The organism is Lysobacter helvus (assembly GCF_018406645.1).
In the GTDB taxonomy this organism is placed as follows: domain Bacteria; phylum Pseudomonadota; class Gammaproteobacteria; order Xanthomonadales; family Xanthomonadaceae; genus Noviluteimonas; species Noviluteimonas caseinilytica.
Genome location: NZ_AP024546.1, coordinates 331,914 through 354,865 on the forward strand (window position 1 = coordinate 331,914; position 22,952 = coordinate 354,865).

13 protein-coding genes are annotated in these 22,952 nt (G+C 69.1%); 4 read left to right on the forward strand and 9 right to left on the reverse strand.

Translation table 11 applies throughout. The features are described from left to right. The first annotated feature begins 44 nt into the window (after window positions 1-44). Entirely contained in the window at window positions 45-332 is a 288-nt protein-coding gene (locus LYSHEL_RS01740) for a hypothetical protein (RefSeq protein WP_213435325.1), read from the forward strand. On the opposite strand, the gene LYSHEL_RS01745 is transcribed toward LYSHEL_RS01740, so the two are convergent. The 4 genes from LYSHEL_RS01745 to LYSHEL_RS01760 all read right to left on the reverse strand — a co-directional run bounded on the left by LYSHEL_RS01745 (window position 329) and on the right by LYSHEL_RS01760 (window position 6,166). Next, a complete protein-coding gene (locus LYSHEL_RS01745) occupies window positions 329-1,600 on the reverse strand; it encodes a multidrug effflux MFS transporter (protein ID WP_213435326.1) in 1,272 nt (423 codons plus the stop codon). The two genes, LYSHEL_RS01740 and LYSHEL_RS01745, sit on opposite strands and share 4 nt — an antisense overlap. Before the next feature lie 129 nt (window positions 1,601-1,729). Then, window positions 1,730-4,870, reverse strand: coding sequence for an efflux RND transporter permease subunit (locus LYSHEL_RS01750; RefSeq protein ID WP_279640400.1), 3,141 nt, complete (start codon window positions 4,868-4,870; stop codon window positions 1,730-1,732). Continuing rightward, window positions 4,867-5,931 carry an efflux RND transporter periplasmic adaptor subunit gene (locus LYSHEL_RS01755; RefSeq protein ID WP_213435327.1) on the reverse strand — a complete coding sequence of 355 codons (1,065 nt, stop codon included), beginning with the start codon at window positions 5,929-5,931 and terminating at the stop codon, window positions 4,867-4,869. Before LYSHEL_RS01755 ends, LYSHEL_RS01750 begins: the two co-directional genes overlap by 4 nt. A 37-nt stretch (window positions 5,932-5,968) precedes the next feature. After that, complete coding sequence (locus LYSHEL_RS01760) at window positions 5,969-6,166, reverse strand: hypothetical protein (protein ID WP_213435328.1); 198 nt, start codon at window positions 6,164-6,166, stop codon at window positions 5,969-5,971. A 222-nt stretch (window positions 6,167-6,388) separates the two neighbouring features. Here LYSHEL_RS01760 and LYSHEL_RS01765 point away from each other — a divergent pair, with 222 nt between their 5' ends. Continuing rightward, window positions 6,389-7,735, forward strand: a complete 1,347-nt coding sequence (locus tag LYSHEL_RS01765) for a choice-of-anchor Q domain-containing protein (RefSeq protein ID WP_213435329.1) — start codon at window positions 6,389-6,391, stop codon at window positions 7,733-7,735. Window positions 7,736-7,739: 4 nt separating this feature from the next. Here the strand turns inward: LYSHEL_RS01765 and LYSHEL_RS01770 are convergent, their stop codons facing one another. The 3 genes from LYSHEL_RS01770 to LYSHEL_RS01780 form a co-directional block, all read right to left on the reverse strand. Next, the gene (locus LYSHEL_RS01770) at window positions 7,740-10,877 is read right to left on the reverse strand and encodes an AfsR/SARP family transcriptional regulator (RefSeq protein ID WP_213435330.1); all 3,138 of its coding nucleotides are present in this window, start codon (window positions 10,875-10,877) and stop codon (window positions 7,740-7,742) included. A 62-nt stretch (window positions 10,878-10,939) separates the two neighbouring features. Further along, the gene (locus LYSHEL_RS01775; protein WP_213435331.1) at window positions 10,940-13,057 is read right to left on the reverse strand and encodes a mechanosensitive ion channel domain-containing protein; all 2,118 of its coding nucleotides are present in this window, start codon (window positions 13,055-13,057) and stop codon (window positions 10,940-10,942) included. Between the two features lie 169 nt (window positions 13,058-13,226). Next, window positions 13,227-15,896, reverse strand: a complete 2,670-nt coding sequence (locus tag LYSHEL_RS01780; RefSeq protein WP_213435332.1) for a M1 family metallopeptidase — start codon at window positions 15,894-15,896, stop codon at window positions 13,227-13,229. Window positions 15,897-16,066: 170 nt separating this feature from the next. On the opposite strand from LYSHEL_RS01780, the gene LYSHEL_RS01785 reads away from it, so the two are divergent. Beyond that, window positions 16,067-17,581 carry an ATPase domain-containing protein gene (locus tag LYSHEL_RS01785; protein WP_213435333.1) on the forward strand — a complete coding sequence of 505 codons (1,515 nt, stop codon included), beginning with the start codon at window positions 16,067-16,069 and terminating at the stop codon, window positions 17,579-17,581. After that, window positions 17,578-19,203 (forward strand): hybrid sensor histidine kinase/response regulator, encoded by a 1,626-nt coding sequence (locus tag LYSHEL_RS01790; RefSeq protein WP_213435334.1) that lies wholly within the window; start codon window positions 17,578-17,580, stop codon window positions 19,201-19,203. Before LYSHEL_RS01785 ends, LYSHEL_RS01790 begins: the two co-directional genes overlap by 4 nt. Before the next feature lie 4 nt (window positions 19,204-19,207). On the opposite strand, the gene uvrA is transcribed toward LYSHEL_RS01790, so the two are convergent. Together uvrA and LYSHEL_RS01800 are read right to left on the reverse strand one after the other, a co-directional pair. Beyond that, window positions 19,208-21,721 carry an excinuclease ABC subunit UvrA gene (uvrA, locus tag LYSHEL_RS01795; protein ID WP_213435335.1) on the reverse strand — a complete coding sequence of 838 codons (2,514 nt, stop codon included), beginning with the start codon at window positions 21,719-21,721 and terminating at the stop codon, window positions 19,208-19,210. A gap of 10 nt (window positions 21,722-21,731) precedes the next feature. Beyond that, the gene (locus tag LYSHEL_RS01800; RefSeq protein ID WP_213435336.1) at window positions 21,732-22,946 is read right to left on the reverse strand and encodes an NAD(P)/FAD-dependent oxidoreductase; all 1,215 of its coding nucleotides are present in this window, start codon (window positions 22,944-22,946) and stop codon (window positions 21,732-21,734) included. Window positions 22,947-22,952 lie beyond the last annotated feature (6 nt).

Genomic DNA, 22,952 nt, shown 5'->3' on the forward strand with positions numbered 1-22,952 from the left:
GCCGCGTCAAAACCGGCGCCGTTCAAAGCCCCCTGGGGATTCCGATGCGCATCACCCTGATCGCCCTCGCCTTCGCGCTCGCCCTTGCACCCGCCGTGCATGCGCAGGAAGCGACGAAGACCTTCACCGCCACCGGCAGCAGCGAAGCGCAGGCCTGCGACGCCGCCAACAAGCAGGCGCGCGACTGGGTCAAGCGCGGCAAGTCCGAAGGCCGCACGCGCACGCTCGTCGAAGCCGGCCAGTGCACCTGCACCGCGCAGGGCGCCACGCAGTCGTGCAAGCTCGATGCGCGCGTGACGGATGCGCAGTACGAAGCCGAAGAAGAAGGTTAAAGCCGCTCCGTCGGTTCCAGCGCCGCCGCTTCCGACGGCGCGCATGCCGCCATCGGCACGTTCGACCGCGATTCCCACTTCCAGAACGCCCAGCCCAGCGTGGTGAAGCACGCCGCGCCGATCGCCAGGCGCAGCGGCGACTGGCTGAGCAGCGGCGACAGCACGCCGGCGATGAACGCATTGCTGACCAGGCCGGTGAAGGCCTGCAGCGACGACGCACTGCCGCGCTGGCGCGGATACATGTCGAGGATCGCGAGCGTCAGGATCGGGAACACCAGCGCGATGCCGAACGAATTCAACATCATCGGCAACACCGCCCAAGGCACCGTCGGCACCGGCACGAACACGTTGTAGGCCAGGTTGGCCACCGCCGCCGCCCCGCAGCACGCAAAGCCCAGGCGCACCTGCTGCGTCGCGGCCACTTTGCCCGCGATGCGGCCCGACGTGAACGCCCCGAGCATCATCCCGCCGATCATCGGCACGAAGAACCACGCGAAGCTGCGCTGGTCGAGCTTCAGCAGGTCCAGCACGAACGCCGGCGCCGATGCGATGTACAGGAACAACGCACCGAAGTTGAACGTGCCCGCCGCCGCGAGCCGCTGGAACCGCGGGTTGAGGAAGATCGCCACGTAGTCGCGCAACAAGGCCTTGCCGCGCAGCTTCAGGCGCGCCTGCGGCGGATGCGTTTCCGGAAGCGCGAGCAGCGTTGCGATCCACAGCAGCGCGGAGAACGCGACGAGGAACCAGAAGATCGTCGGCCACGCGCTCCAGCCCAGCATCCAGCCGCCGATCACCGGCGCGATCGCCGGCGCGATGCCGAAGATCATCGACACCTGGCTCATCAAGCGTTGCGCATCGTGGCCATGCAGCACGTCGCGGATCACCGCGCGTCCCACGATCAGGCCCACGCCCGCACTGAGGCCCTGCAGCGCGCGGAACAGCAGCAGCGTCGTCAGGTCCGTCGACAGCGCGCACCCGGCCGACGCCGCGGCGAAGATCGCCAGCCCGCCGAGGATCACGCGCCGCCGCCCGATCGCATCCGACAGCGGCCCGTGCACCAGGCTCGTGAGCGCATACGCGATCAAGTAGACGCTGATCGTCTGCTGCATCGCCAGCTTGTCCGCACCGAGCTGCGCGCCCATCTGCGGGAAGGCCGGGAAGATCGTGTCGATCGAGAACGGCCCGAACATCGCCAGGCCGCCGAGCAGCACGGCGAGGCGCTTGGTCGACAGGCCGGGCTTGGCGTCCGTTCGGGAGGTGGCGTCCATTGGGGCGATGGTAGCGACGTTGCGGGTGAAAGACGGGAATGGAGCACTCGCTTCGAAAGAAACGATCGCCGCCGGCCGCGCGCTTCGGGGGGAGGGAGCACGCGCGACCGACGACGAACGGGGGGAAGGTCAGGCCGTTTGCGGCAATCCGCGAGGCGCGATGTCGTCGTGCGTCGCCACCGTCGCAGGCGTCGGCACCTGCGCCGGCGTCTCGCGCTTCACGCGATAGGCCCAGGCATACAACGTGGGCAGCACGATCAGCGTCAGCAGCGTGGCGACGGTGAGGCCGCCCATGATCGCCCACGCCATCGGGCCCCAGAACGTGGAGCGCGTGAGCGGGATCATCGCCAGGATCGCGGCGAGCGCGGTCAGCACGATCGGGCGGAAGCGACGCAGCGTGGCGCCGACGATCGCATCCCACGGCGTCGCGCCCTGCGCGAGGTCCTGGTCGATCTGGTCGATCAGGATCACCGAGTTGCGCATGATCATGCCCGCCAGCGCGATCGTTCCCAGCATCGCCACGAACCCGAACGGCACGCGGAACACCGCGAGCACCAGCGACACGCCGATCATCCCGAGCGGCGCGGTGCCCAGCACCAGCAGCATCTTCTTCATGTCCTGCAACTGCACCATCAGCAGCACCAGGATCACGGCGACGGCGAACGGCACGACGGCGGCGATGGAATCCTGGCTGGTCTTGCTCGATTCCGCCGCGCCACCGACCTCGATGCGATAGCCGAGCGGCAGCTTCGCCGCGATCGCCTGGATCGCCGGCCACGTGCGCTGCGTGACATCCACCGCTTCGGCGCCCGACACGTCCGCCCGCACCGTGACGGTGGGCATGCGATTGCGACGCCACACGATGCTCTGCTCGCTGCCCAGTTCGATGTGCGCGACCTGCGACAGCGCGACATATTGGCCATCGCGCACGTACAGCTTCACGTCCTTGAGGTTGTCGAGGTCGGTGCGCTCCTGCCCTTCCAGGCGCGTGACCACGTCGATCAGCTGGTCGTTCTCGCGGAACTGGGTGATGCCCACGCCCGAGAGCGAGTTCTGCGTCGTGTCGGCGATCTGCTGCGACGTCACGCCCAGCGCGCGCGCCTTGTCCTGGTCGATCACCAGCCGCATCGTCTGCAGGCGCTCGCCCATGTCGGAGTTGACATCGCGGATCGCCGGATCGGCGCGCAGCACGCCCTGCACCTGGTCGACGATCGCCGGCAGCTTCAGCGGATCGGGGCCGGACACGCGCAGCTTGATCGGATACCCCACCGGCGGGCCGTTCTCCAGGCGCTGCACGCGGCCGCGCACGTTCGGGAAATCCTTCGCGAACATCGCTTCGATGCGCTTCAACACTTTTTCGCGCTCGTGCTCGCCCTTGGTCATCACCATGACCTGGCCGAAGTTGGTGTTGGGCAACTGCACGTCGAGCGGCAGGTAGAAGCGCGGGCTGCCCATGCCGATGTAGCCGGTGACGGCGACGACGTCGGGGTCACGCTGGACCTGCTTTTCGAAGCGCGACACGGCGTCGTCGGTCGCGGCGATGCTCGCGGCTTCCGGCAACCACAGATCGACCATCAGCTCGGGACGGCTCGACGCCGGGAAGAACTGCTGCGGCACCGCCTGGAACAGCGCGAGCGCACCGATGAACACCGCGACCGTCCAGCCCAGCACCAGGCCGCGACGACGCAGGCACCACTCCAGCAGGCGGCGGAAGATCCCGTAGAAGCCGCGCGTGCCGTCCACCGCGTGCGCATCGTGCGCATGCCCGCCCTTCGATTCGGGCAGCAGCTTGTAACCGAGGTACGGCGTGAACAGCACCGCCACCAGCCACGACAGCATCAGCGCGATGCCGACGACCTGGAAGATCGAGATCGTGTATTCGCCCGCGCCCGACTTCGCCAGGCCCACCGGCAGGAAGCCCGCCGCGGTGATCAGCGTGCCGGTGAGCATCGGGAACGCGGTGGCGGTGTACGCGAAGCTGGCGGCGCGCGCGCGATCCCAGCCTTGTTCCAGCTTCAGCGCCATCATTTCCACCGCGATGATCGCGTCGTCGACCAGCAGGCCGAGCGCGATGATCAGCGCGCCGAGCGAAATGCGCTGCAGGTCGATGCCGAAGGCGTACATCACGAGGAACGTCATCGCGAGCACGAGCGGGATCGACAGCGCGACCACGATGCCCGTACGCCAGCCCAGCGACAGGAAACTCACGGCCAGCACGATGATGATCGCCTCGCCCAGGCTCTTGGTGAACTCGTGCACCGATTCGTGCACGACCTCGGGCTGGTTGGAAACGGCGTGGATTTCCACGCCCACCGGCATCGCCGCCTGCACGCGCGCCACCGCCGCGTCGAGGTCGTGGCCCATGCGGATCACGTCGCCGCCGTCGCGCATCGCGATCGCCAGGCCAATCGCATCGTGCCCGTCGAAGTGCATCTTGCTTTCGACCGGATCGGTGTAGCCGCGGTACACGCGCGCGATGTCGCCCAGGCGCAGCGTGCGGCCGTTCGCGTCCACGCCGATGTTGGCGATCGACGCCACCGAATCGAACTCGCCGGTGGCCTTGATCGCCACGCGCTGCGCGCCGGCCTGCACCACGCCGGCGGGCACGAGCGCGTTGGTCTTCTGCAGCGCGTCGGCGATCAGGCGCGGATCCAGGCCAATCGAGGCGAGCTTGGCCGAAGAGGCTTCGACGAAGATCTTCTCGTCCTGCACGCCGATGTATTGCACCTTGCTGACGTCGGGCACGCGCAGGAATTCGTCGCGCGCCTGGTCCACGAACTTGCGCAGCTCGGCGTAGGTGAACCCGTCGGCGGTGAATGCGTAAAGGTTGCCGAACGTATCGCCGAATTCATCGTTGAACGCCGGGCCGCGCACGCCTTCGGGCAGCGTGCCCTGGATGTCGGCGATCTTCTTGCGCACCTGGTACCAGACGTCCGGCACCTTCTTCGCGGGCACGGACTCGCGCAGCACCACGGTGATCTGCGACACGCCGGGCTTGGAGAAGCTGCTGAGGTAGTCGACTTCGGCCACTTCCTGCAGCTTGCGTTCGATGCGGTCGGTGACCTGCTGCGCCACCTGGTCGGCGGTGGCGCCGGGCCACTGCGCCTGCACGACCATCGCCTTGACGGTGAAGGCCGGGTCTTCCATCTGCCCGAGGTGCCGCCACGAATACACGCCGCCCAGCGCGAACAGCAGCATCAGGAACAGCACGAACTGCGGATGCGCGATGGCCCAGCGCGAGAGGTTGAACTTCGTCTCGTGGTCCTTCACAGCTGCACCTTCTGGCCGGCATGCAGCAGGTTGACGCCAGCGGTGACGACGACCTGCCCGTCGCGCAGGCCGCTGCGCACCAGCACGCCATCGTTCTGCGCTTGCGCCAGGTCCACCGGCTGCAGGCGCACGCGCGAGGTCTTCTCGTCGACGATCCACACGTGCGGCTTGCCGCGCGGGTCGTAGATCGCCGTCAGCGGCACGCGGCGCAGCGTGCCGTTGACCGGCAGCGCGACGTGCAGCTTCGCGGTCATGCCCAGGCGCAGCGCGTCGTCGGCGCCGAGCACGGAGATCTTCGCGGTGTAGGTGCGCGTCACCGCATCGGCGTCGGGCGCGAGTTCGCGCAGGCGGCCGGTGTAGCGATGGCGCGGGTCGGCCCACAGGTCGACGGTGAGCGCGCGCGCGTTGCGCAGTTCATCGACGCGCGACTCGGGCACGCTGACGACGAGTTCGCGTTCGCCGCGTTCGGCGATGCGCACGACCACCTGGCCCGCCGACACCACTTGGCCCGCTTCCGCTTCGAGGCTGGTGACCACGCCCGCGGTGGTGGCGCGCAACGTCGTGTACGTCGCCTGGTTGGCGACCACGCCGTAGCTGGCCTGCGCCGCGCGCAGCGCTTCCTGCGCGGTCTGCAAACTCATGCGCGCCTTGTCGAGTTCGGAACGCGACACGTATTGCGCGCCGGCGAGCTGCGAATAGCGCGCGTAGTCGGCCTTCGCCTGTTCGTACTGGCTGCGCGCGGAGGCCACCTGGCTGCGCGAGGCGTTGGCGTTGAGCGTGGCGTCGGTGGGATCCAGCCGGAACAGCGGCGTGCCGGCGGCGACCGTATCGCCGACTTCGACGAGCCGCTGCTGGATGCGGCCGCCGACGAGGAAACCGAGCGCGGCGTCGCGGCGCGCGCTGATTTCGCCCGAGTACGTGGCGCCCACGGCATCGGCCTGGGCGCCGACGCGCAGGACGCGCACGGGCCGCGCGGCTTCGGCGGTTTGCGGTGCGTCGTTGCAGGCGCCCAGGAGGCACACGGCCAAAGCGGCGGGGACGAGCAAGGCGGAACGGGACATGGCGGGATCCGAGGGGGCGTGGGGGCGGTGGGGGACGTCAGTCTTCGAGGGGTGGCGCGGGGGGCGGTGCGTCCTTGCGCGCGCCGCCACGCCGTGTCGTGCGCAGCGCATCCCACAGCTCGACGATGGAGTGGAACGGCCGCGCACGGCCGGTCTTCACGTCCTCGACGACGCCGTCGATGCCGGTGCGTTCCTGCCGGTAGATGCGCACGACGTAGGCGCGGATGGGGGTCACGGGGGCCTCTCCGATCTGATGCGGAGAGCCTCGCCGGAGGGGGGCTACTTATTGGGTACGGATTGCCGAAGGTCGGGACCACGTGCCCCACGGCTGAGCTACTCCCCGTCGCCTGCATGAATGCGCACGCTGGTTGCGCGTCGGTCGCGCTTGACCGGTTCTTCGCATGCGCGCGCGTAGTGGCAGTACGCGCCCCACGAATGCGCGCCCAAGGAGGAACCCATGTCCATGTCGATCGCGTGCGGCGGCATTCGTCGCACCTCCCTCGTCGCAGCGCTGGCTTTGTGCGGTGCGGCCGCCCTGCCCGTCGGTGATGTCCATGCGGCGACGCGCGTCGTGACCAACTGCAACAACAGCGGCGCCGGCAGCTTGCGCGCCGTGGCATCGACCGCGGCCAGCGGCGACACCCTCGACCTTTCGGGGCTGTCCTGCACGCGCATCACGCTCGCAAGCGAGATCCTGCTGCCGCAAACCAACCTCCGGCTGCTGGGACGCGATCGCCTCGCGATGACGCTGCACGGAAACCGCGTGACGCGCGTGCTGCACCACACGGGCACCGGCACGCTGACTGTCGAACGATTGAGCGTGTCGTATGGCTTCGTCCACGGCGCCACCGCGTTCGGCGGCTGCATCGAATCCACCGGCAACGTCACGCTGCGGCAATCGCGTGCGCACCATTGCCTTGCCGACGCGGACAGCGGCGACCAGGCCATCGCGCGCGGTGGTGCGATCCACGCCGACGGCGCCGTGCTGCTCGATCGCAGCAGCGTGTTCGAGAGCCACGCGATGGCGCTCGTGGAATCGCTGGGCGGCGGTGTGTCGTCGCTGGGCAAGACGACGATGCTGCAGAGCCAGGTCTACGACAACAGCGCGGACTGGGGCGGCGGCGTCGCCCCCGAGGACGGCTTCCGCATGACGTATTCGCTCCTGCAGGACAATCTCGCGAACGAATTCGGAGGCGGCGCCAACGTGACAGGCAATGCGGAGATCAACAAGTCGACGGTTTCCGGCAACCATTCGAACGAGGCGGCCGGTGGCTTGCAGTTCAACGCCGGTCCCGCCAATACAGAGGCGGTGATCGCCGAGAGCACCATCTCCGGCAACAGCGCGGACGACCGCGTCAGTGCGATTGCGTTCGTGTCCGCAGAGGGCAGGATCTTCAACAGCACGATCGTGGACAACCATGAAGCGACCACCGACGAATGCTGGGGCGCGGTGTTCACCTTCGGCATGTCCATGGAAAGCACGGTGGTGACCGGCAACACGTGCGATGCCGGCTTCACGCGGGACATCGGCGACCTCCCGGCACAGAATGCCCAAGTGACCGGCAGCCACAACCTGGTCGGCAGTGCCTCCGTGTCGTTGCCTCCGGACACGATCTTTTCCGCCACCCATGGTCTCGGACCGCTCGCCTCGAACGGCGGACCGACGCGCACGCACGCAGTGCTGGCGGGCAGCCCGTTGATCGATCGCGGCAACAATCTGCTGCTGCGCAGCTTCGACCAGCGCGGCACGCCGTTCGCGCGGGTGCGCGGCGCGGCGCCGGATATCGGGGCGTTCGAACGCTGAGCGCCTACTGCCGCAACTGCTGGTACATCCGCTCGCTGCCCGCCGAGGGCTGCAGGCCCAGCGTGATCGACAGGATCTGCCGCATCCGCTGGTAGGCCGCGATCGCCTCCCCGCGGCGCCCCAGGCGGTCGTAGCACCGCATCAGGCCCTGGTAGAACGACTCGATCGCCGGATCCGCATCGATGCCGCGCAGGTAGGCGGCGATCGCGCGATCGTCGTCGCCGGCCGCTTCGAAGGCTTCGGCCTGGCGTGCGAGGGCGTGGATGAAGCGGCCGCGCAGGCGTTCGCGCGCGGCGACGGGCCAGGCTTCGCCTTCGTCCTCGGCCAGGAACGCGCCGCCGTACAGCTCGAGCGCGCGCTGCAGGGCAGGCCCGCTGCCCTGCCCGTCCGATGCCAGCGCCTGCTCGAACGCGAATACATCCACCCACACGCGTTCGGCATCGATCGCCACGCGCCCGCCGCGTTGCGCGATCGCGCGCGGATCACCGAGCAACGTTCGCAGGCGCAACACCGTGGCGTCGAGCGCGCGCGCCGCGGCGTCGCCTTCTTCGTCCGGCCACAGCGCATCGATCAGGCGCTGCTCCGACACGCTGCGCCCGCCCAGCGCGACGACGGCCTTCAACAGGGCGAGCGTCTTCTTCGGCACCTTGCGCGAGAACGCGAGCGGCTGGCCATCGCGCAGCACTTCGAAGCGGCCGAGCATCCGTACTTCGAACGGCCACGGCCAACCGGGCGGATCGGCTTCCGGCGCGCGCATGTGGTACTGGCGGATCGCATCGCGCACGTCGCCGCCGCCGATGCCCAGTCGCAACGCCGCCGCATGCATCTCCGGCAGGACGCGCGGATGCAGGCGCAGCAGGCATTGGCCGTGCCGCGATTCGCGCCCGGCCACGCACCGTTCGATCGCCGCGCGCGCCGCCTCCGCGCCCTGCGTGCGCAGTTGCATCCAGGCTTCCACCGTGTCGATCGCCGGGGCATGGCGCGTCAGGCACGAACCTGCGAGCAGCGCGCGCGCCTGCGCCAGCAACGGCGCGACATCGGCGTGGGGGTCGACCTCGAATTCCGCCAGCGCCAACTGCATGCGTGCCGCAAGCCGCAGCCACACCGGCCCGTAGTCGTCCATCTGCGAAATCATCGCGCGGTAGCAGCCCACCGCTTCGGCGAGCGCGCCGCGATGCACCGCGATCGAGCCGCGCACGCTGGTATCGATCGCGCGATCCAGCTTGCGCCCGAAATTCCAGTACGCCGCGCCGAGGGCGCGCTCGCGCTCGGCCTCTTCGGGATCGCCCAGGCACAGCGCCACGCTCGCGCGCCCGAGATGGCCGTACACGCGCAACGGCGGCAGCACCAGCGCGTTCTCGTCGGCAACGCGGCGTGCGATGTCGTAGGCCTTCAGCGCTTCCTCGTCGCGGCCCATCTTGTTGAGTGCGTGCGCGTACTGCAGCGTCCACATCGCGCGGTAGTTGGCCGTGAGTTCCGGATCCGCGAGCCACGGCGCGACCATCGCGGCGATGCGGTCGGCTTCGTCGAAATCCGCGACGACCTGCGCGTGCGCCAGCATCAGCGTCGCGGCGTCCACGCGCGGATTGACCGGCACGCCCGGCGTCTGCAGCAGCACGCGCATCCGCGCCAGGCACGCTTCCACCAGGTCCGCGCGCGGGCGCTGGTAACTCAGGGCGAACAACAACGCGGCATGCACGCGCAGCTCCGCCGCAAGCGCCGGGAACGCGGGCGCCTCGGCGAGGTGCGAAAGCAACGCATCGATCCAGTGGTCGACCTGCCCGTGGTCGAACTCCAGGTAATGCGTGGCGAGGATCGCCGCGCAACTCAGCACGCGCCCCAGCGTGTCGTCGCCGAAGCCGGCGTACGCGGCCTCGAAGATCGCACGCGACTCCAGCGGCGCGAACGCCGACAGCGAGATGCCTTTCCACAAGCCCAGCCACGGCGACGCAGCCAGCACGCGCTCGGGCAACGCCTCGCACCACGCGCGCAAGGTGGCCAGGCGCCCGAGCTCGAGCAGCTTCGGCGCGAAGCGCACGACGATCGAGGCCGCGACCGCCCAGTCCTGCGCGGCAGCGGCGCAATCGAAGGCCGCTTCCAGTTGTTCGGATTGCAGCAGCAACTCGACGGCCGTGCGGCGTGCGGACGCCACCGTCTCCGCATCCAGCGTGCGTTCGAGTTCCTGCACCAGGTAGGCGCGGAACAGGTCATGGAACTGGTACGCATCGCCACGCCGCTCGACGAACAGGCGCTTGCGATACAACTGGTCGAGCACCGCACCCGCGTGCGCATCACCGGCGATCGCCGCCGCCTGGTCGGGCGTGGCGCGCGGCAGCAGCGCGATGCGCATCAGGTGTCCGCGCACGCGCTCCGGCAACGCACCGACGATCTGCGCGGCGAAATACGCGAACAACACCTCGCGTCCCTGCGTATCCGGCATCGCGGCATCGGCGCCGCGGCGCTTCACCTGTTCCAGCGTGAGCACCAGGCCCACCGGCCAGCCGTCGGCCTGCGCGTGCACGCTGCGCAACGTGGATTCGTCGAGGTGCTGGCGCAGGTTGGCGATGCCGCAGGTTTCGTCGAAGGTGAGGCGCAGTTCGTCCCAGTCCAGCAGCGCGATGCGGTCGGTCGCGCGCAACGCGGCGCACTCCGGTGGGGGTTCGCCGCGGCTGGTCGCGACGATGACGAGGCGTTCGGGTACTTCTCGCGCGATCGCCTCCAGCATCGCGTGCAGCGGCGCGCCGGCGGGCAGCTCGTGATAGTTGTCGAGCACGATCGCCGCGGGCGGCTTCATGCGTTCGAACAGCGCGCGGAAATACAGGCGCGCGAAGCCCGCGGGATCGGCGGCGTGTTCGGCGGTGAACGTGGGCAGCGGCGCATCGCGCTTGCGCGGCGCGGGCGCGGCGCGTCCGAGGTAATGGAAGAACGTGGCGAGGTCGCGATCGCCCGGGTCCACCTGGTACCACAGGCCGCCGACGCGGTGCGCATCGAGCCAGCTTGCGACCAGCGCGGTCTTGCCTGCGCCGGGCGGACCGACCACCCACACCAGCGGGCGACTGCGACATTCGTCGAGCCGCGCGAACAGGCGCTCGCGCGGGAGGACCTGGTGCAGTTTCGGCCGCGTGAGTTTCGCGTGCGCCACGACACGCCCTCTCGTCAGGACGCCGCGATCATACCCCCGCGATCCGGCGGTGTTCCCGTGCTTCAAGCCACCGTGCGGGGCGGCGGCGCCAAGCGGATGCCGGCATCCTCGAACGCCCCCAGCACCATCAGCCGCAGGTCGCTGGCGATGCGGCGGCGGTCGACGGCGGGCACCAGGTCGATCCAGTAATGCAACGCGAAACGCAGGCCGTTGTCGGCGAAGTCTTCCAGCAGGACCACCGGTTCCGGATCGTCCGCCAGCTGGCCGTGGCGCGAGGCCGCCGCGCGCATCGCATCGGCGACCGCGCGCGGATCGGAATCGCCATCCACGACGACTGCAAGAGATTGCCGATGGCGACGGGTCCGGAACGTCACGTTCTTGACGTTCTCCTCCATCAGCACCGAATTCGGGATCAGCGTTTCCGCGCCATCGCCGTCGCGCACCACGGACGTGCGCAGGTCGATGTCGACCACGGTGCCCTGCAAGCCGCCGACTTCGATGACATCGCCGAGGCGGAACGGCCGCTCCACCAGCACCAGCACGCCGCTGATCAGGTTCTTGAAGAGCGACTGCATCCCGAAGCCGATGCCGATCGCCACCGCACCGCCGATGAACGCGAACGCCGCGAACGGAATACCCGCGATCGCCAGGCTCGCCAGCACGCACGCCGCGATCAGGATCGCCAAGGCCCAGCGCCGCATCAGGCGCGCGCGGCCTTCATCGACGTGGCGACGACGATGCAGCCAGCGTTCGGCCCAGCCGGTGGAGATCGTCGCCAGCCAGATGCCGAGCACCAACAGCAATGGCGCCTTGATCACCTTGCCGACGGTGACGCCGCGTGGCACGACGGTCTTGCGGCCCTCGACTTCGATGGTCTGGTCGACGCTGAACAATTCGAAGTTCCAGGCGCGCGCGATGCCGTCGCGCACGATCGCCCAACCGATGCGCACGCGTTCGCGCCAGTCGGTCTGGCCGGCGCGCGCGTCGAAGTCGGTGCGCAGGCGATCGATCAATTGCCCGAGCTGGCGTTCGTCGAAGATCGCGCGATCCACCATCTGCAGGCGCGCATCGAACACATCGCGCAATGCGTGCTTGTCGGCCGCGTCGGGCGCGCCGGGGGCCTGCGCAAGCTCGTTGCCCAGCGCGCCGCTGCGCGCGAGGATCTGGTCGCGGAAGGCCTGCAGGAAATCATGGCGCCGTTGCAGGCGCGCGAGCAGCACCGGCCCGTTGCGGCGCGCTTCGATCAGCGCGGCCGCATCGTGGTCGCGGTAGAAGCGCAGCGCGAATTGCCAGGCCAGTTGTTCGGTGGCGAGGTTGGTGAGCGCTTCGCGCGCGAGCTCCAGGTCGATGTCGGCGTTGGCGATACGCTCCTTCGCGGCCTCCGCCTGCAGCGGCGTGGCGGTGCTGGCGATCGCGAGCCAGTCGGCGCGCGTGCGCTCGCGCGCTTTCGCGGCGGCCGACATGCGCTGGCGCAAGGCATCGCCGCGGGCGCCCAGGCGCGCATCGATGGTGGCCGCATCGCGCGCACTCGCGGGCAGCGTGCGCGTGCTCGTCTCGCGCAATCGTGCGGCATACGCATCCCGCTGGCGGCGCGCGAGCGATTGCTGCACGTCGAGCAGGCGCAGCATCAGGTCGGTCTCGGCGGTCGCCGATTCGTTCAATTGCGCTTCGAGCGCGGCGATGGTGCGCGACTGCGCATCCGCCCCCGTTTCGGTGAGCGTGCGCAGCCGCGCGACGCGATCGGCGAGTTGCGTGGCGAGCGCGGCGCGCTCTTCGACCAGGATGGCGCGACGCCGCGTGTTGCCGGCGATGTCGGCGTCGAGGCGTTGCAGTTCGCGGCGCAGGTCGTCGAGCGCGAGCACGCCGTCGGGCACCGGCACGGTGATCGGCGCCGCGCCCAGGCGCGCGACATCCTTGATCGCGCCCTGCACGTCGCGGCGACGTTCGAGCGAGGCCAGCAGCAGGCGGCGCAGAAATTCGGGGCGATCCTCGGTGAGCGAATCGGAGGGCGGCCCGAGTTCGGCGCGCAACGTTTCCACCCGCTTGTCGAGATCGCCCTTGCTGGCCTCCTGCGCGATCGCCGCGCCCGCGCACGCGAGGCACAACGCGACCGCCGCGACCGCAAGCCATCGGCGTGGGCGGTCGGCGGGCGCGGCGGGAGGGCGGGCGTGGTCGCGCATGGGCATGGCGTGGAGGGGCAATGGAGGAACGGGAGCGGTGGCCGGGGGGCGGCCATGGGCGTTGGCGGAAGTCTCGGCGGGCGTGGGTACGGATGGACTATTTTTTGGCCGCGCAACGAAAAACGCCGGGCAACTGCCCGGCGTTTCGCGTCTTCAACGACGGGCGGAATCAGCTCCCGTGCTTGCCCAGCCACGCGCCGATCGCGGGCAGGCGTTCCTTCTTCACCTTCGAGCGGTACGTGATGTTGGCGACCGCGGTATCGGTCTCGCGGCGCGACGAGGCCACGATGTTCTTGTCCGCGTACGCCTTCAGCTTGCCGATCATCGCCGGATCCAGCGAGTTGCGTGCCAGGCCCGGGTAGTAGCGGCTGCGGGAGGTCGAGTCGATCTTCGATTCCAGCTGCTTCTGGTGCGCCACCGCGTAGTCGAACGCCAGGTCCGGATGCTGCCCGGACACCACCGAGATCATGCTCGCGCTGTTGGTCTCGCCCGGTTCGTCCGTCAGCGCAAGGTCGAGCGCCTTCTGCGCCAGCGCCTTGTCTTCCGGGATCGACAGCATCGTGTAGTACTGGTCCTTCACCAGCGCGGTCTTCTCCGCCTTTGCCATCTCGTGCAGCTTGTCCCACGTGGCGGCGTCGGCATGCTGCGCGACCACGCCCAGGATCGTGCGGCGCAGCGCGGTCGGCATCGCCTTCTCGTCGGTGGCCGAGGCGTCGAAGCGGCGACGCGCTTCGGCGATCACCTGCGCATCGCCGAGATCCGACAACGCACCGATCAGCTGCGTGCGCAGGATCGCGACCGGATCGCTTTCGTTCGCCTTCGCTTCCCAGCCGATGCGCGCGAACGCCGGCTGCAGCGTCTTGATCGCGAACTTGCGGAAGCGCGCCTGGCCCTGCGCATCGCCGTCGTAATAACGATCGATGCTGGTGAAGCTGTCGGCGATGTCCGCCCAGATCGCCGGATCGGCGTCGGGCTTGGCACGCATCGCCAGGTCCAGGTAATCCGACGAAGGCTGCAGGCCCGCCATGCCCAGCGACCAGATGTCGTTCATCAGGCCCAGCTGGTCGATCGGCGCGAGGTTGCCGAACTGGTCGCGGATCGCGGCGAACTGCGTCGGCGCGTACAGCGTGCGGTAGTAGCCGCTCTGGCCCGCGTTGAGGATCACCGGCGCGCAACCCGGGACTTCGATGGAGCCCGATCCGTTTTCGACCAGCGTGCGCACCGGCTTGCCGCCGACGCCCTGCGCGATCACCGGCACGCGCCAGGTGAGCGACTGCTTGTCGGGACGATCGCGCGTGAACTCGCCCTGCTTCAGCTGCAGCGTGGTCTTGCCGCCGGTGCAGGTGGACGAGGTGACGGTGATCAGCGGGATGCCCGGCTGCAGCGTGAAGTCATGCGCGATGTCGACGATCGGCTTCCCCGCCGCTTCCTGCACGGCCATCCACAAGTCGTCGGACACCGTGTTGCCGTACGCGTGCTTCTTGATGTAACGGCGCACGCCTTCGCGCCACGCATCGGCGCCGACGTAGCCTTCGAGCATCGAGATGACCGCACCGCCCTTCTGGTAGGTGATCGCATCGAACGCCTGGCTCGCCTGCTCCACCGTCTCGACGTGCTGCACCACCGGGTGCGTCGTCGCCACGGCGTCGCGGTTCATCGCCTGCTCGCGCGACCCCACGGCGTACAGGCCGGTGTTCCATTCCGGGTGCAGCTTCTGCGTGGTGCGCGCGGCCATCCACGTGGCGAAGCCTTCGTTGAGCCACAGGTCGTCCCACCAGCTCATCGTGACGAGGTCGCCGAACCACTGGTGCGCGATCTCGTGCGCGGCGATGGAGAACACGCCCTGCTTGTCGGACTGCGTGGAAATCGTGGGATCGAGCAGCAGCGCGTACTCGAACGTGTAGATCGCGCCCCAGTTCTCCATCGCGCCGAAGAACTGGCTGCGGCCCGGCGAGGCCACGTTGTCGAGCTTGGGCAGCGGGTACGGCGTGCCGAAGTAATCGTTGTATTCGCGCAGCACATCGGCCGACGACTGCAGCGCGAACTTGGCCTGGTCGACCGAACCGGTCTGCGCGACCACGCCCACTTCGGTGGCGCCGGCCTGCATCGTCGCGCGCTCGAAATCTCCGAGGCCGAAGAACAGCAGGTAGGTGGACATCTTCGGCGAGGTCTGGAAGCGCACGCGCTTCATGCCGTTGCCCAGGTCCTTCGTGTCGGCGGCCGGCATGTTGCTCACGGCCATCTGCTTGGCCGGCACGTCGGCGGACAGGTCGAAGATCGCCTTGTAGTTCGGTTCGTCCCACGACGGCACGAACTTGCGCGCGTCGGAGTTTTCGAACTGCGTGTACAGCGCGCGCTTCTTGCCGGCCTTGGTGTCGTAGTCGATCGCGAACAGGCCGTTGGCCTGCGTGCCGATCTTGCCGGTGTAGTCCATCGAGAGCAGGTACTTGCCGGCGGGCAGCGGCTTGTCGACGGTGAACGTGGCGGTCTGCGCCTCGGCATCGACGGCCACCTTCGGCTTCTGCACGCGGCCGTTCGCCGGGTTCAGCACCACGTTGGCGAACGTCATGTCCACGGCGTTGAGCACGATCTTGTCGGTCGGCTCCAGCACGTCGATGGCGATGGAGACCTTGCCGTCGAACGTCATCTTGTCGGCGTGCGGCGTGACGGCGATCGTGTAGTTCGTCGGGCGCACGGTGCGCGGCAACTGCGTGGTGGCGTTGGTGACCGCCGGTGCGGAATTCATGTCGGGCGCCTGGGCGGCCGCATCGAACGCAGCAACATCGAGGGCGGCGCCGGCCAGGGCGAGCGTGATGGCGGTGACCAGGGTGCGACGCATGTGGGAGTCCTATGGAGGAAAAATCCGCCCCGTTGGGCGGAACTGGCCGATGGTGAGGGGTGGCGCCCGCCAGCCCCACCGCCGGAAGTCATGGCATCGCCTGAAGGGAACCGTGACGCGTGACGGCCCGTGCACGTGGCGTTGACACCGCGTTTACGGAAAATCCGTCCATGCCCTCCCAATCCCTCGCGCTCCCCGCGCCGATCCGTACCGGCGTGGAAGGCCTCGATGTTGTCCTCGATGGCGGCCTGACCCCGCACCGGCTCTACCTCATCGAGGGAGTCCCGGGCTCGGGCAAGACCACCATGGCCCTGCAGTTCCTGCGCGCGGGCGTGGAAGCGGGCGAGCGCGTCCTGTACGTGACCCTGTCCGAATCCGAGCGCGAACTGCGCGAGGTGGCCCACGCGCACGGCTGGACGCTCGACGGGATCCACGTGCATGAGCTGTTCCCCACCGGCGACCAGCTGGACCCGGAATCGCAGTACACGATGTTCCACCCCTCCGAGGTGGAGCTGGCCGAGACCACCCGCCGCGTACTGGACGAGGTGGAACGGCTGAAGCCCGATCGCGTGGTCTTCGACTCGCTGGCCGAGCTCCGGCTGCTGGCCGGCTCGATGCTGCGCTTCCGCCGGCAGGTCCTGGCGCTGAAGCAGTACTTCGGCGGCAAGGGCACGACCGTGCTGATGATCGACCAGAGCCAGGTGGCCGACCAGGGCCTGCACGTGCACACGATCGTGCACGGCGCGATCCAGCTGGACCACCTGTTGCCGGACTTCGGCGGCGATCGCCGGCGCCTGCGCGTGAGCAAGATGCGCGGGCGCGCGTTCCGGTCCGGCTTCCACGACTACAAGATCGAGACCGGCGGCGTGCGCGTGTATCCGCGCCTGATCGCGGCGCACTTCCGCCGCAGCGGCGCCAATGCGCCCGTGGCCAGCGACCTGCCCGCGCTCGATGACCTGCTGGGCGGCGGCCTGGACCGCGGCACCAGCACGCTGCTGATCGGCGCCGCGGGCGCGGGCAAGTCGTCGCTGGCCTCGCACTTCGTGCGCGCGGCGTGCGCCCGCGGCGAACATTCGGCGATGTTCCTCTTCGACGAAAGCATGCGGGCCCTGACCACGCGATCGAAGGGCATCGGCTTCGATATCGAAGCGCGCATGGCGGATGGGTCGGTGGACGTGCAACCGATCGATCCGGCGGAACTGTCGCCCGGCGAATTCATCCAGCGCATCCGCCACGCGGTGGAAGTCGACGAAGCGCGCGTCGTGGTGATCGACAGCCTCAACGGCTTCCTCAACGCGATGGCCGAAGAACACCACGTGCTGATCCAGCTGCACGAACTGCTGTCGTACCTCGCGGCGCTGGACGTCACCACCATCCTCATCGCCTCGCAGGCGGGCCTGATCGGGCACATGCACACCACGCTGGATGTCAGCTACCTCGCCGACACCGTGGTGCTGCTGCGCTACTTCGAGAGCCGCGGCGAGGTGAAGCAGGCGATCTCGGTGCTCAAGAAGCGCACCGGGCCGCACGAACGCACCATCCGCGAACTGCGCATTTCGTCCGACGGCCTGCACATCGGCGAACCGCTGCGCAACTTCCGCGGCGTGCTGACCGGCGTGCCGCAGGAAGACGACGGCCACCGGGAAGTCAGCATGCGCGTGGGCATGGCGCCCGGGGTGTCGTGAACCATCCCCTGCCCGGACCGGGCCTGCGCGCCCGCGTCCTGCTGTTGCTTCCGACCGCGCGCGACGCCGACATCACCCGCACGATCCTGGAAGACAACGGGCTGGTGGGCCACGTGTGCCGCGACGCGGGCGAACTGCGCGCCGAACTGGCGCTCGGCGCCGGCGCGGTCCTGGTCGGCGAAGAACTCCTGCAGGGCGAAGGCGTGCATGCGGCGGTGGCCGAAGCGCTGGATTCGCAGGGGGCGTGGTCGGACCTGCCCGTGCTGATCCTCACCGGGCGCGGCGCGGATTCGCTCGCGGTCGGCGACGCGGTGGCGATGCTCGGCAACGTCACGTTGCTGGAGCGGCCGATGCGCGTGACCGCGCTGCTGAGTGCGCTGCGCACGGCATTGCGCGCGCGGGCGCGGCAATACGAGATCCGCGATCACTTGATGGCGCTGGAACGCGCGCGCGACGCCGAAGCGCAGGCCGTGCGCCGCAAGGATGAATTCCTCGCGATGCTCGCGCACGAACTGCGCAATCCGCTCGCCCCGATCCGCAACGCGCTGCACGTGCTCTCGATGGACGATGCCGATCCCGAACGCCGCGCCGCGTTGCGCGCCACGATGGGCCGCCAAGTGGACCACATGGTGCGCCTGGTCGACGACCTGCTCGAAGCCTCGCGCGTCTCGCACGGGCGCATCGACCTGCGCCGCGCCGTGATCGACCTGCGCGAGGTCTTGCGCAACGCGGTGGAGCTGAGCAAACCCCTGGTCGACGCGGGCTGCTACACGCTGCGCGTGGACATGCCCGACGTGCCGCTGAGCGTGCACGCCGACCCGGTGCGCCTGTCGCAGGTGTTCGGCAACCTGTTGAACAACGCCGCGAAGTACGGACGTCCGGGCGGTCGCATCTGGGTGCGCGCGTCGGCGGTGGGCGATGCGGTCGTGGTCGAAGTGGCCGACGACGGCATCGGCATCGAATCCAGCGTGTTGCCGCACGTGTTCGAGTTGTTCACGCAGGGCCGCCGAGACCGCCATCGGCTGCAGGACGGCCTGGGCATCGGCCTGGCGCTGGTGAAGCAGCTGGTCGAACAGCACGACGGGCGCGTGGAAGTGAACAGCGACGGCCTGGACCAGGGCACGCGCGTGCTGGTGCGCCTGCCGCGCCTCGTGCAGGCCACGCCCGAGGCGGAAGAAGCGCAGGACCTCGCCCCGGTGTCGCGCCCGCTCGAAAGCGAAGCGCTGCGCGTGCTGATCGTCGATGACAACGAAGACGCCGCCCGCACGCTGGCCCTGATGGTCGAACTGCTCGGCATGGAATACCGCATCGCGTGCGACGGCGAGACCGCGCTGGAGGAAGCCGCGCGCTTCTCCCCGCAGGTCGGCTTGCTGGACATCGGCTTGCCGGGCATGGATGGCTACGAACTCGCGCGCCGCCTGCGCAACGATCCGCGCCACGCCGGCACGGTGCTGATCGCGATCACCGGCTGGGCCGGCGCGCAGGACCAGCAGAAGACGCGTGCGCTGGGCTTCGCGGACCACTTCCGCAAGCCGGCGGACATCACGCGGTTGTCGGCGTTGCTGGAAGCGACGCGGTCCAATCTCCAGCGGCGGGCCGGCGCGGAGAGTTCCGCCGCCTGACGCGTCAGGCGCGTGCGTCCATCGTCTTGCGCAGATAGGACGAAGTCCGGCTGCCCTTGGTCCTGGCCACTTGCTCCGGCGTGCCCGCCGCGACGATCTTCCCGCCCGCATCCCCTGCCCCGGGCCCCACGTCGATGACCCAATCGGCATCGGCGACGACGCGCATTTCGTGTTCGACGACGATGACGGTGTTGCCGGCGTCGACCAGTTCGTGCAGCTGCACCATCAGGCGATCGACGTCGGCCGGATGCAATCCCGTGGTCGGTTCGTCGAGCACGTACAGCGTGTCGCCGCGATGGCTGCGCTGCAGTTCGGTGGCGAGCTTGATGCGTTGCGCTTCGCCGCCGGAGAGTTCGGTGGCGGGCTGGCCGAGGCGCAGGTAGCCCAGGCCGATCGCGTGCAACAGGTGCAGCGGGCGTTGCAGCGCGGCTTCGTCGGCGAAGAACGCGAGCGCTTCCTCGACCGTCATGCCGAGCACGTCCGCGATGTTCTTCCCCTGCCATTGGATCTCGAGCGTCTTCGCGTTGTAGCGCGCGCCGTGGCACGTGGGGCACGGGGTGAACACGCTGGGCAGGAACAACAGTTCGACCATGACGAAGCCTTCGCCTTCGCAGGTTTCGCAGCGGCCCTTGGCGACATTGAAGGAGAAGCGGCCCGCGTCGTAGTGGCGCGCCTTCGCGGCCTTCGTCGCGGCGAAGAGCTTGCGCACGTGGTCGAACAGGCCGGTGTAGGTGGCGAGGTTGGAACGCGGGGTGCGGCCGATGGGTTTCTGGTCGACGTTCACCAGGCGACGGATCGCGTCGGCGCCGGAGGCGATGCGTCCCGAGGTCTGCACGACGACGGTGGGAACGTCGCTTTCCTGTTCGTCGGCTTCCGGTGCGGTGCCGAGGTGTGCGCACACCAGGTCGACGAGCGCCTGGCTGACGAGGCTCGACTTCCCGGAGCCGGACACGCCGGTGACGGCGGTGAACGCGCCGAGCGGGAAGCGTGCATCGAGCGCGTGCAGGTTGTTGCGCGAGACGTGTTCGAGGGCGAGCCACTGCGTCGGCTTGCGGCGCGTGCGCGGTGCCTGCGTTTCCCGATCGAAGAGATAGCGCGCGGTGCGCGATTGCGTCACCTCGCGCAATCCCGCCGGGGGTCCGCTGTAGAGCACGCGGCCGCCGTGCTGCCCCGCATCCGGGCCGACGTCCACCAGCCAATCGGCGCGGCGCATCATCTCGAGATCGTGTTCGACGACGAAGATCGAATTGCCCGCCGCGCGCAATTGATCGAGCGCGTGGTGCAAGGCTTCGCTGTCGGCCGGATGCAGGCCGGCGGTGGGTTCGTCCAGCACGTAGATCACGCCGAACAGGTGCGAACGGAGTTGCGTGGCCAGCCGCAGCCGTTGCAACTCACCGGGCGACAGCGTCGGCGTCGCGCGATCCATCGCGAGGTACCCGAGCCCGAGCGCCTGCAACGTGCCGATGCGTTCGACGAGATCCTGCGCGAGGCGTTGCGCGGCGAGGCGCTTGTCGTCCGACAACTTGCGCGATCGGCCATCGACCGCAGGCTGCAGCGTCTCCGCCATGCGATCCAGCGACAACGCGGTGAGTTCGGCGATGTCCAGGCCCGCGAACGTCACCGACAGGGCCTCGCGCTTCAGGCGCTTGCCCTCGCACACCGGGCACACGCTGCCCACCATGTAGCGCGCGACGCGCTTCTTCATCGTCGCGCTCTGCGTGGTGGCGAAGGTGTGCAGCACGTATTTGCGCGCCCCCATGAAAGTGCCCATGTACGCGGGCTCCTCCTTGCGGCGCAGCGCGGCGCGCGTTTCCTTCGGCGTGAAGCCGGGATAGACCGGCGCGACGGGTTGTTCGTCGGTGAACAGGATCCAGTCGCGGTCCTTTTTCGGCAGGTCGCGCCAGGGCACGTCGACGTCGTAGCCGAGCGTCACCAGGATGTCGCGCAGGTTCTGCCCGTGCCACGCCGGCGGCCACGCCGCGATCGCCTTGCCGCGGATGCTCAGCGACGGGTCGGGCACCATCGAGGCTTCGGTGACTTCGAACACGTGGCCGAGGCCGTGGCAGTGCGTGCACGCGCCCTGCGCGGTGTTCGGCGAGAAGTCCTCCGCGTACAGCATCGGCTGCTTCGCCGGATACGTGCCGGCGCGCGAATACAGCATGCGCACGAGGCTCGACAGCGTGGTGACGCTGCCCACCGACGAGCGCACGCTCGGCGTGCCGCGTTGTTGCTGCAGGGCGACCGCGGGCGGCAGGCCTTCGATCGAATCGACATCGGGCACGCCGGCCTGGTCGATCAGGCGGCGCGCGTAGGGCGCGACGGATTCGAGGTAACGGCGTTGTGCTTCCGCGTAGATCGTGCCGAAGGCGAGCGACGATTTGCCGGAGCCCGAGACGCCCGAGAACACGACGAGCGCGTCGCGCGGGATGTCGAGGTCCACGTCCTTGAGGTTGTGTTCGCGCGCGCCGCGGACGCGGACGTGGGTGTCGGGCGTGGCGGTGGGGCGTTGCGCGCGCATTCGGTGCACTCTATCCGAGGCGTGCGAAGCCGAACAGCTTCGCCAAGGGATGCGCGCGCCGCTCGATCTGCGCACGCAACAAACCTGCCCCCAGCATCGAGTACGTGATGCCGTTGCCGCCGTACGCCATCGCGTAGTGCACGCGCGGCCCGCGCTGCGCATGCGCGCCGAAGAACGGCAATCCATCCGCGGTTTCGGCGAACGTGCCCGCCCAGGAGAAGCCCGGCGCCAGCGTCGGCAAGCGCGGCAGCAGCGCCTGCGCGCGATCGCGCAGCTTCGTCGCTTTCTTCTCGACGCGCGCATCGCGACGCGCCGGCACATCGATGCGATCGTCGTCGCCGCCGACGAGCAGGCGCTGGTCCGGCGTCGTGCGCAGGTAGAGATAGGGGCGCGCGGTTTCCCACGCGCAGGTGTTTTCGATCGCGCCCAGCGCGCCGGCTTCGAGCGGATCGCTGATGAAGGCGTAGCTGCTGCGGTTGCGCGCGACGCGCTGGTCGAGCCACTGCTGCGTGGCGTAACCGGCGGCGAGGATGGCGTGCGAGGCGGTGATCGACGGGCCGGCCTCGGTGCGCAGGACCACGCGGCGCGACGTGGACGCGATGTCCGTCACCGTCGTGCGGTCGTGGACGGCCACGCCTTGTTTCTCGAGTTGCTGGAAGATGCGCGAGGCCAGGCGGTACGGATCCACCGACGCAGCCTGCGACGTCAACAACGCGGCCGGGGCTTCGATGCCGTAGCGGTCGCGGATGTCGTCCGCTTCCAACCAGCGCGAATCCAGCCCGATGCGCCGGCGCGCCTCGCCTTCCGCGCGCAAGCGCCGCACGTGCCAGGGCCGGCTCGCGTAATACAGGCTGTCGCAGCGCGCGAATCCGACGTCGCGCACCGCGCGTGAGACGTCCTGCAATTGATCGATCGCCGAGGCGCACGCGCGATACGCGAGCGCGCCGTTGTCGTCGCCGTACTGTTTCGAGATGTCGACCAGGTGCTCGTCGATCTCGTACTGCAGCAACGCCGTGCTGGCCGCGGTGCTGCCCCACGCGATGTCGCGTTGTTCGACCACGCACACCTCGTGCCCGTGCGCGGCCAGTTCACGCGCGATCAGCGCGGACGTGATGCCGCCGCCCACGATGGCGACGTCGCAACGCACGTCCCCGCGCAACGGCGGGAACGCGGTCATGAGGCCGTTCTTGACGGCCCAGAAGGGATAACCGGATTTGAGGTCCACGGCCGA